Genomic DNA, 9,985 nt, shown 5'->3' with positions numbered 1-9,985 from the left:
TCTTCATCGAATGGCAGGCATTGAGGCTGCAACTCATTATTCTCGTCATGCGGACAATCCTGTGCGATTAGCTTGTCGATAATCTGTTGCCACTGGATTTCCAGCTCTTCAGGAGTTTCCCGGTCGTTCCATCTGCTTTTCAAGACAGATTCAGGCATCACGAAAAGAATACGGTCAATAAAACCGTTATTCGAACGCTCGCCCTTGACCAGTTCGCCCAGAATCTTCTTTTGGATGGTACCGATAACGGAGATGTAAGGACGTCTGATAAAAATGGAACTTTGCGTACTCTTGCGGTCGGAAATCGTGGGCTTGGCATTGAACACCGAAAGCCAGAACTGTTCTTCCGAACCGTTGTTGTAACTAATTGTTTGCTGGCAAAGAAAATTGGTGTTTTGATGGTGGGAAAAGCTTATTTTTATCCAAAAAGGACCTGAAATAAAGTGTGTATTGATGAAGAATTGAAGTGTGAAAATTCCTGCCCCAAAAATTTGATTTTGTGAGATTTTGCGTATATTTGCATCAATTATATTGTTGCTGATACGATGGAGATAGAAAACTACACCGACCAAGAAATCGTCAAGGCGATATTGGATAGGGACACCACAATCACAAAGGAATTCCTATATAGGAAGTGCTATCCCTTGTTCAAGGCGGTTTATGACAAATATTATACCGATTGTGAATCTTGTTTTGAACTTATAAACGAGATATATGTCTATATTATGATTCCTCAGAAGAAGACAGGCATCTCGAAGCTTGCAGCATTCGAATTCAGATGCACGTTGACAATGTGGCTGAAGATTGTGGTTGAGAACTATTGTCATCAGCTGTTTGCCAAGCGTATCGAAACAAATAATAATTATGGTGATGGTGATAGTTTAGAGCGCATTGGTGGCTCTGTAGATAAAGAAATAAGAAATCTCAGCATGGAAGATGCCTACAAAGTCCTGAAGCAAATGCCTAATGAACGGTATCGCCGCCTCATTGAGTTGCGATATCTCCTCGATAGAACAAACGAGGAGACGGCTGAATTGTTATCCATGACCATGTCGAATTACTATAACAAACATAAATTGGCCAAAGCCCAACTCTACGTTGCTTTGAGAAAGGAGGGTGTCGTATGATAGACTTTCAAGATAAGTTTGATGACCTTCAAGATCTCTCTATATCGGAAGAGATGCTAGGCGCTTATGTGGAAGGCAATTTAAGAGGATCAGAGTTCAGAGAAGTTAGTAATCTTCTCAGCATAGATGACGACCTTTCAGATTTGGTGCAGTCTGTTGAATCAGATGGAATAAATCTGGATTCAGAGTCTATTGGATCTTTGGATTTACCTGATTTTGCCAGTATGGCGGCCATACATAATCTAAACAATATTAGTCAAATTGAGTCGCTTCAAACTGAACAAATCAATTCCCCTTGGGAACAGTCAGTAGATGATATCATCTGTATTGCAAATGACTATCTGTCTGGTATGATGCACATTCAAGATGATAATGATGACTGTCATGGGCGTAAAGACAATGAACTCAATTTCAACGACTCGAATGATGAAGAGCTCGGAATTATTGATGATTTGAATATTTGATATGGGAATAGATGCAATTATAAATACACTTCAGGAAAGTGGCTGTTCTCCTTTCTTTTTTACAAGTGCGATTCAATCAGCTGTTTTTGGCGACAAAGCACGGAATCAACAATCTGAAATAGTAAATTCTAATTTGGAATTTCGTGAACATCTTCAAGAATTAAGAAATGAATATGCTCGTGAAAGATTGGATGCACAACTTTTATTCCGTAGAGAAAGCTATGAATTAGGCCGCCAGTACTTGATTCAGCAAACTATAGAGATGAATAAATCTCGTCAACAACAGGCCGATTTCAAGGATTTCCTAACCCGATATTGGCCTCTTGAACAATCGGTGTATTCTGTCTTGATGGAACGCGAAAAGTTTTTGTCTCAAAAATCTATCGTCCCATTGACGGTACTTGTCGCTAAAACAGAGCTTACGTCTTCTATCAGGAACACCTCTTTGTATGAGCAATTCTGCGAAGAACTAATAAGCTATATGCAGCCCTTCGGTGTAAATGTAGAGAAATGTCCTTGGAAGAATTCGTGCCAAAGCCGTCTAGGTGAAGCAATGAATATTAACTTTATAATGGGAGGTATTCCAACACTATTGGTGTTCCCATATCAACAAGATGATATCATCGGAATTGAAACGGCTTCTTGGTCATTTGCTCATGGCCTGCAAAGTATGAATCACAGCAAAGCCGTCCAAATAAAATGCTCTGACAATGATCTCATACCACAGATTACGATGTCGGCAGTCAAAGCAATAATAGGAATGACGAGAGATGCTTATATGCTTGCTGAATATCATGCTCCAGTATTATTCGGTCAAAATGTTGAATCTGAAATCCTTGCAATTCCGGAAATACAAGAGCTGATGTCCTCTCATTATCAAGACATGAGAAAACTTTTTGAAAGTTCAGAATTTCGCCAGTTGTGTACAAAGGAAGAACTCTCTTTGATTGACAATTCATTAAGTTTTAAACTTCTCAAAGCTTAAACTATGGCAATCACATTCTTATCAACTTTAGCTGTTCAAATAGCTTCAGCTTGCTATAATAATATTAAAGGTAAAAAACATGCGGAGGAAATAGCCCGAAAGCAGCAGGCTTTTGAGGAGAAGGTTACTCGCGAGGGAATTGAAAATGCCCGTGCAGAATTTGCTGAACTATGTTCGTTCCAACGTCAACTTGAGGTTGAGGCACAGCAAGATCGACTTAACCTTATTAGGACAAATCATGAGAATAGTTTACTTCAAGCAGCTTATGAATCTTCCTTGGATAGCTGGCCATTGATGGTGCCCCCATATGTAATAAAGAATGATACCATAACTTCTATCGGTCAATTTCAACAAAAAGCTATACCGCTAAATTGCATATTTACCACATCAACTGATGCCAAGTTTAACAAAGCAGTATTCTATAAACTTGAGGAAGCATTAGCATGCTTCTGCTCTCGATATTGGAATATTTCGGCGAAAAAATCTATACGATTCTTCCAAGAGGCCTGGAGAGACAATTTTAAGGATGTCGGCTCGAAACACAAGGATCTATATGCTCATCTGTCTGATGTGCCGACTTTGGTTATTTCACCTATTTTAAAAAATGGGAGACTTATTTTTCGTTTCTATTGGTGGGGGTTATCAATTGATTCAGCTGACGCTCACCTTAATGATATAGCCAACGAGTTGGATTCAGGTTTTGTTATTACGTCTAATTCAGGACATTGTTACAGCGACGAAACAGTTGAAGCTATTTTAGCAGTTTGTATTGATAAACTTGAGGCCTTTATCAGTTTCTTTGCTGACATGTACTATTGGAATTTCTATAGAATAGGCCCAACTTTGCCAACATTGTTATCCCAATCTTATGTTCGCTTATCTACGGACGAAGTTAAAGAATATTTTGTTGAATATGAATCATCTTTGAGGAAGGCGGTTGAATCGAATGTTGAGTTCTGTGATTTAAAAACTAATTGGTCAGATTTCGCTCCAGCCATAAGTGACAAAGAAAATGCCGTTAATCTGTTATTAGGCTATATTGAAACTTTACCTGAAAGCAAACAAATTAAGGAGCTTAGTCTCATTAAGGACATCCGTGAATTTGCAAATAATCATCATACACATACGCATATAGATTATCTCATTCGTAATATCCAAGCTAATATTTTAAGAGAACGGGAAAATGGCATAAATTGGGCGGTACATAAATCAACAGAGCTCTCAATTTTATATATTATCCAGACTTGCTTAAACGCTTTGAAAGTTTTGCCTTCTTGCGACTCTTTTCATCTTATTAAGAAAGATACAAAGTTAGCCGTAGCTGCATTCTTTACTAAAGATAACGAAATCGTGTCATGGGGGAAGAATGGTGTTTGGCTGTTTCTTGCCCCCAAATTTTACTGCCCTAAAAATCTTTTCTCAGGTGATAGATTTTCTTGCCCTGTAGAATCATTAAATAAAATCGAACAAATAATAATTGCTAATATGAACAAAGAAGACGTTTCTGCAATTCTGGATAGCCAATATCAGTATTTGCAAAAAGAGTTACGGCCTTTAGCTTCAAAAATTGATGACCTTTTCAAGGATTATATCAATAATGTCAAGGAAGCTATTTTACATGAATGTGAAGCTAAAGAGGTAGAGTCATTGAATCGCAAGGAACTCAAATATGAAGATATTGTTCAATGGCTTCGTAAGGCTAAAACACAAATGGGCGAGTTATCTTTTAATGGTGCTTTTCTGTGCAAATCCCGCAGTGGATTATTCGATAAGTATCCATATAAAATGTATATGTGTTTAACGAAAGATAAACAACCGCTCATCAATTCCAATCACCCCAAATGTGTTATATCATTTATGGAAACCGACGACACTTTGGATGATATGTTTGGCAGCAACGATAGTATGCAATTAAACTTTAAGTAATATGGGATTTCTAGATTACATCAAATCCGCATGGGAGTGGGTTAAAAGTGCAATTCAAAAGGTCTGGTCTAGATTTAAGGTCTTTATTGTCAAAGTTGCAAACTGGATAAAGACTATTGTCGGCGTTATTAAGTCACTTATCAAATCCCTTGTAGCAAAGGTTGCTAGTGGGCTGTCTTATGTAGCAGGAAAAATTGCCGATGGCTTGTCTATCGTAAAGGAACAACTAAAAAACGGCGTAAAGAAACTTTTTTTAGTATTTACCAAGAAGAATGCTAATGGACTAGATTTCACGGAGATAATAAAAAAAGCTAAAGCAGAAGGTAAAATGGGCACTGATGTCGTTGATTCGAAGGATCTCTTCGAGGATGCCCAAACATCTGATTATGATATACATATCATACAAACAGATGCGGAGTTTAACACGGAGAATGTTTATTCCGTTTCCGCGAATGAACTATCAGAGGAGCTAAGAGCTAAGGCTATGGCTCATGAAGTAACAGAAATTAATCTAAAAGGAATATGACAACATTGAATTACTTTATCATCGGAGCCGCTATCCTTGTGGTTGGGGGTGGAACCTATTATCTGCTAAACCGTAGGAATGGTCGTGGTAGAAAAGTCTTCTTACCAACACAAATTAATTTAAAAGAGACCGAGACTGCTAGTCTTAAAGATTTAGCACCATGGTTAAAATCCCTGAATTTAGACTTTGAAGATTTTGGCAAGACAATCCGTTTGTTTGCCTTGAGAAATTTACAATCATCAGTCAATAATTTTAATCTCCCGAAAGAGGTTGTAGAAAAGTTAATTGTTTCGAACGCCAAGAATATTGTCGCTTTCGTTATCACTGATATGGAACTCAACACCAAGTATGTTTTACTTATTGCTTGTAATTCGATTGAACCCAATCTCGTGAACATTCTCAAAAATGACGTAAATGAATTAAATTTAAAGTAATGAGTTTTACCGTAGCAGCAATAATAACAATACTGGTGGCTGCAGGGATTATCATCATCTTTGCATTCCTTTCTGTCGCAAAATTAGTTGCAAAACTTAAGGAAAAACATACCGATTTTTTTAAGGCTAAAATAAAAAAGAATTACACGACTTGTGGTGTAGATACAATAGATGTAAATGTTGAGGACATCTTTGGTAATACCATTGCAAGTGAATCTTATGCTAGTTTAGACGGCATATCGTCCTCTTTATATGCAGGCCGTGAAATAAACAAATATTCATCATGAGTACAATTACACATTTTGTTGATCATTCAACTAACCGAGCTTCCTCTATGGAGAAAAGCAGAATCTATGAGTCTTTTATAAAAAGAGTCTCTGATTTCGAGCAGTGTACAAAGTGCAAATTCGATTATACCCTTATTCTCAATCCTGAAGTAGCTGAAAAAAGAGATTCAATAACATTGAATGATAACATTTTTTGGAAGACTATTGATATAAGCAAGAAAGACATGTCTCAACTTGGAATTTTAAAAGCAAAGTTGACGCTTTTCAGATTTGACAAGGTTGGAATCAATTCGATGCTTATAATTGTAAAAAGTCCATTCCAAGAAGAACTTTCTGAGCCTACACATATTCCGACCAGCAAGAGAACATCTGTGTTTTTTGATCTCTTTGAAACAAAAATCTATCGTTTAATATCGTTTTTGGGTCAGTCAAAGTCTTCGTTAAACTTTATATGTTTGGCGGGGGCGAATGATTCTGCCGTTGATGTATTTGCAGAATCATTGTCAGAAAAGATGACAAAGTCGCTTTATACAATCAAAATAAACGATATTCTCAAGGATAATACCCTATTGCGTAACACCTTGTCTAACGAAAAAAATAGAGTAATTCTTCTTTCTGGTTTTGATTATTTGTTCTCTGATCTCAATACATCTCCTGCAATTCCGAACAGAGAATTGTCAATGCTTCGGTATGATATAGAAGGGAATTTAACTGCAGCTGCAATTTCTGGGAATATTATTCTTTTGGCTGTTTCATCACCACTACTATTGTCAAAGGAGTTGTCAAATAATATATCTTTTGTTGAATATCTGGATCAAATTGAGTCTGGAGATTTGAATACATTTGTTGAACGAAATTTTCCTCAAGTAGCCAACAAGAATCTATTAGTTTCTCTATTCAAGGAAGTTCCCAATAAAGTGATAATTGAGATCTCTCAAATAGTTATTAACCACATAGAGAGAGGCTTGGATTATTCCGTTGAAACATTAGTACAGCAACAAGTCAATCAGTATAAACAGACACAAGCAGAATTTCAAAAAGTAGAAGGGGCTGACTTTAAGATTATTGAGCCAAATATGTCACTTGACAGGGTTGTATTATCAAAAGATAATAAAGCCAAGTTAATGATGGCATTATCAAGCATTATAAACCAAAATCTTGTTTATAACATATGGGGATTCGCAGAGGTTGATTCAAATATCAGATCAATCATTAACTTTTATGGACCTCCTGGCACAGGCAAAACCATGTGTGCGACTGCAGTTGCTAATGAATTATCAAAACAAACTGGTGACGAATATCAACTGCTTGCGTTGAACTATTCAGAAATTGAATCCATGTATGTCGGCGAAGCCCCCAAAAAACTTGAAAGGGTTTTCAATTTTGCAAAAGATAAAAAACTCGTATTGTTCTTCGATGAAGCAGATTCTTTCTTGGGCAAACGCATTCAAAATGTTTCGCAAGGTTCGGAACAAGCAATTAATTCATTGCGTAGTACAATGCTAATTCAGCTTGAGAAATACAAAGGAGTCGTTATATTTGCCACCAATTTAACCACTAATTACGATAGTGCTTTCAAGACACGTTTCCTCGCAGAAATAGAATTTCCTCTTCCGGATAAAGAAACTTGCAAGCAAATATTTGTAAAAAACATTCCATCCAATTTATCTAAATATATTCCCAACTCTGCATTCACAGATATAGAGTTGGAATTTATTGCAACAAATTTGGTAAGTTTATCAGGAAGAGATATCAAGACGATTATATGGCGAGTGCTATTGAAAGCATCTCAAAAAGATGGAAGTAGGCATATCTTTACCAAAGATGATTTCATTTCAGAGATTGTGGCATACAAAGAGGAGAAAAAAGAGGAAACGAAATCTCATGTGTCTAATATAAAATCAAACAATATTACGACATCCGTCACACCAGCTTCAAAAGAAATGGCTCAGCGGCTTGGATTGACCGATGGCACAACAAAATAAACTTCTCAGTAGTGATAGTTTTCTGGCATGTTCTACTCATTAAAGAAAAATATAATAACAAACAATAATGATTATGAATAATGATTTTGATAATTTCGTGGATGATATCCATGTTGCTTCATCGCACAACGTCATGAATCTTTCCAGTAACATTAATGATGTTATGTTGCCGGATGATATGGTTCTTTCAGCTGTTACCAAAGCTTGCGATTTCTTCGGTATTCCCGAAGTGCCAGTGATTAATGCACATGGTGCTTGCGTTTGGCCCAATGATACATTGACCATGGACGACGATGTTTTTGGTTTTAACCGTGAACAACTTATGCAACTTGGAATCAACGGAGAAGACTCTCTGACCCTTATCTACACCCACGAATGTGCCCATCGCACATTGCAGGGTGCCTACAATGATAACTGGGAAGAAGAGCTCGCATGCGATTTCTTTGCTGGAGTACATGCAGGTCTAAAAGGGATGGATATCGACAATTTTGAGGCTGCTCTTGGCTCTACACCGGGTGGCGCTACTCATCCTAATGGAGCTCTTCGTGCGAATTTCATTGAATATGGGCAACAGGTTGCTCAAGAACTTTCAGAGCGTGGAATACCGCCAACATATGAAAACTGCCTCGTTCGCTTGAATGAGCATATCGTTGAGAAAGGCAGTTTAATTGCCGAATATCGCGCACAATTTGGTTCGACACCTTCTACTTCCGCGAGTGCTCTCGCTGATACCCATTCAGTCGATATCTCTGGTGAAGCAAAAAATGCCACGATGGCTGATGTTGAGTGGTATGAGCATCAAGCACGTATCTCCTCTGGCTCTGAACAAGAACATTGGATAAAGGAAGCTAAATGGGCTCGTGACCACCTTGAGAGTTAACATAACAACATGCTGTTGTATATTTATGATTGACATTGATTCCCCAATGCAGAATAATTCTTATAGTCAAGCTCTATCAATATTATTGAAATTGGGGTTTCCGTTTCTAATTTGGCATCCGAGATGATTAAGTTATCCTCTGGCAAATACAATTTCCAAAAAGGTTTAGATTTTAGATGGCAATCTCTTTGTCAAAAATAGTATCCTATTATGGTGTAATCAACAAATATATACTTTATGGCAATTTTTAATCTTGATTATAACGCTCTATGGGATAGCATCTGCATCTGGAGCTGCAAAGCCGGTTGTGCCGCGTAAAGGCAAGTCGGCAATATTCGGATTGTTTGCCTACCTCATTATGCCTATTGACATTTTTGATGCCAAGCGACTTTTCATAATCGGATGGCTTGATGAGGTAGCGTCTCTTTCCGTTCTTGTTCAGAAAATGTCGAAGTATATCACTTCCCAAATGAAAATGAGGGTTGATGACCAGCTCGACAAATGGTTCCCCCGAATATGCCGAATACGAAATGATAGCAGATTAAACTCTGTAACCTCGGAAAGAGGAATTTTTATGAGCATGGACAAATGGAAAACTTTGTGGAGTAATAAAATTTAATTCCTTTAGCATTTAGGAAAAGCGTTCTTTTGAATTAATGCAAAACGAGGTGAAACACAGAATGCATTGGTTTATAAATTGTTGCCTATTAAGTTGCACTTATTTTACAAGCGATTGGATTTTAGTGAGAAGGAATATTCAATATGCCTAAAGCAGTGGAAGGTTATGTGTTTCCTGATTCCAGCTTCGGCAATCCATTGTTTCAGGGGGTGATGAGTCATGGATCGGGTTAAGCCTTTGAAGACTTTTCCGGAACCCCATTCGCCACACAACTCCAGTGCCTCCTGACTGATGGGAAGGGTGGCCTCGGTTTCCGTCTTCTCGGTACAGATACGAATGTAATAGCCTTGATCCGGACCGACTTCAAAATCACGCCAATCCAGCTTCAGAATATCACTGATACGGAGGCCGGTCATGCAAGCGAATAGGGAGGCCTGTTTCAAGACTGGAATCTTGCAGGGTGTAGCTGCCAGTTTCTTGACTTCATCAAGTGTCAGATACTCTTTCTTGACCTCTTTCCATTCTATCTTTTCCAGAAAGTCGTTCAAATTCTCGCGCAGCATCTTTTCTTTATAGGCTATTTTCAATAGGGCACGGAATGTAGAATAATAGCCTGCTGCCGAATTGCGTGAGATATAAGCATTAGGATGATTGATCTGTTTGCATTTGAGTAGGTAATCCCTGAATTTCTCGCACAGTTCCACGGTGACATCGCCAAAGGTGCATTTGCCACCGACAAATTTCTCGAAGTG

General features: G+C 37.9%; 11 protein-coding genes. 9 read left to right on the top strand and 2 right to left on the bottom strand.

Annotated features, from left to right (window positions below; genetic code table 11):
- On the bottom strand, positions 1–572 hold a 572-nt coding region (locus Q0J90_RS14665; RefSeq protein WP_297278617.1), incomplete at its 3' end, for a DUF3987 domain-containing protein.
- On the opposite strand from Q0J90_RS14665, the gene Q0J90_RS14660 reads away from it, so the two are divergent.
- From Q0J90_RS14660 to Q0J90_RS14620, 9 genes are all read left to right on the top strand, one after another.
- On the top strand, positions 546–1,127 hold the full coding sequence (locus Q0J90_RS14660) for a sigma-70 family RNA polymerase sigma factor (protein ID WP_297278616.1): 582 nt from the start codon (positions 546–548) through the stop codon (positions 1,125–1,127). The genes Q0J90_RS14665 and Q0J90_RS14660 overlap by 27 nt on opposite strands.
- On the top strand, positions 1,124–1,591 hold the full coding sequence (locus Q0J90_RS14655) for a hypothetical protein (RefSeq protein ID WP_297278615.1): 468 nt from the start codon (positions 1,124–1,126) through the stop codon (positions 1,589–1,591). Before Q0J90_RS14660 ends, Q0J90_RS14655 begins: the two co-directional genes overlap by 4 nt.
- A 1-nt stretch (position 1,592) precedes the next feature.
- A complete protein-coding gene (locus Q0J90_RS14650) occupies positions 1,593–2,576 on the top strand; it encodes a hypothetical protein (protein ID WP_297278614.1) in 984 nt (327 codons plus the stop codon).
- A 3-nt stretch (positions 2,577–2,579) separates the two neighbouring features.
- The gene (locus tag Q0J90_RS14645; RefSeq protein ID WP_297278613.1) at positions 2,580–4,502 is read left to right on the top strand and encodes a hypothetical protein; all 1,923 of its coding nucleotides are present in this window, start codon (positions 2,580–2,582) and stop codon (positions 4,500–4,502) included.
- Between the two features lies 1 nt (position 4,503).
- Positions 4,504–5,028: a hypothetical protein gene (locus Q0J90_RS14640; protein WP_297278612.1), complete on the top strand. Its 525-nt coding sequence runs from the start codon at positions 4,504–4,506 to the stop codon at positions 5,026–5,028.
- Positions 5,025–5,462 (top strand): hypothetical protein, encoded by a 438-nt coding sequence (locus Q0J90_RS14635; protein WP_297278611.1) that lies wholly within the window; start codon positions 5,025–5,027, stop codon positions 5,460–5,462. The genes Q0J90_RS14640 and Q0J90_RS14635 overlap by 4 nt, the downstream gene beginning before the upstream one ends.
- Positions 5,462–5,749, top strand: a complete 288-nt coding sequence (locus tag Q0J90_RS14630) for a hypothetical protein (protein WP_297278610.1) — start codon at positions 5,462–5,464, stop codon at positions 5,747–5,749. Before Q0J90_RS14635 ends, Q0J90_RS14630 begins: the two co-directional genes overlap by 1 nt.
- Positions 5,750–5,796: 47 nt before the next feature.
- Positions 5,797–7,734 (top strand): ATP-binding protein, encoded by a 1,938-nt coding sequence (locus Q0J90_RS14625; protein WP_297278609.1) that lies wholly within the window; start codon positions 5,797–5,799, stop codon positions 7,732–7,734.
- 73 nt (positions 7,735–7,807) lie between these two features.
- Positions 7,808–8,614, top strand: a complete 807-nt coding sequence (locus Q0J90_RS14620) for a hypothetical protein (protein ID WP_297278608.1) — start codon at positions 7,808–7,810, stop codon at positions 8,612–8,614.
- Between the two features lie 723 nt (positions 8,615–9,337).
- On the opposite strand, the gene Q0J90_RS14615 is transcribed toward Q0J90_RS14620, so the two are convergent.
- Positions 9,338–9,985: site-specific integrase (locus Q0J90_RS14615; RefSeq protein ID WP_297278607.1), on the bottom strand; the 648-nt coding region annotated here is incomplete at its 5' end.

This window comes from uncultured Brachyspira sp. (assembly GCF_944390595.1).
GTDB lineage: Bacteria > Spirochaetota > Brachyspiria > Brachyspirales > Brachyspiraceae > Brachyspira.
This window is presented reverse-complemented; position numbering and strand designations above follow the sequence as displayed.

Excerpts from the sequence above, each read along its gene's own strand:
- Q0J90_RS14660 (WP_297278616.1), top strand. The coding sequence starts at position 546 with ATGGAGATAGAAAACTACACCGACCAAGAAATCGTCAAGGCGATATTG.
- Q0J90_RS14630 (WP_297278610.1), top strand. The coding sequence starts at position 5,462 with ATGAGTTTTACCGTAGCAGCAATAATAACAATACTGGTGGCTGCAGGG.
- Q0J90_RS14640 (WP_297278612.1), top strand. The coding sequence starts at position 4,504 with ATGGGATTTCTAGATTACATCAAATCCGCATGGGAGTGGGTTAAAAGT.
- Q0J90_RS14655 (WP_297278615.1), top strand. The coding sequence starts at position 1,124 with ATGATAGACTTTCAAGATAAGTTTGATGACCTTCAAGATCTCTCTATA.
- Q0J90_RS14635 (WP_297278611.1), top strand. The coding sequence starts at position 5,025 with ATGACAACATTGAATTACTTTATCATCGGAGCCGCTATCCTTGTGGTT.
- Q0J90_RS14650 (WP_297278614.1), top strand. The coding sequence starts at position 1,593 with ATGGGAATAGATGCAATTATAAATACACTTCAGGAAAGTGGCTGTTCT.
- Q0J90_RS14620 (WP_297278608.1), top strand. The coding sequence starts at position 7,808 with ATGAATAATGATTTTGATAATTTCGTGGATGATATCCATGTTGCTTCA.
- Q0J90_RS14625 (WP_297278609.1), top strand. The coding sequence starts at position 5,797 with ATGGAGAAAAGCAGAATCTATGAGTCTTTTATAAAAAGAGTCTCTGAT.
- Q0J90_RS14645 (WP_297278613.1), top strand. The coding sequence starts at position 2,580 with ATGGCAATCACATTCTTATCAACTTTAGCTGTTCAAATAGCTTCAGCT.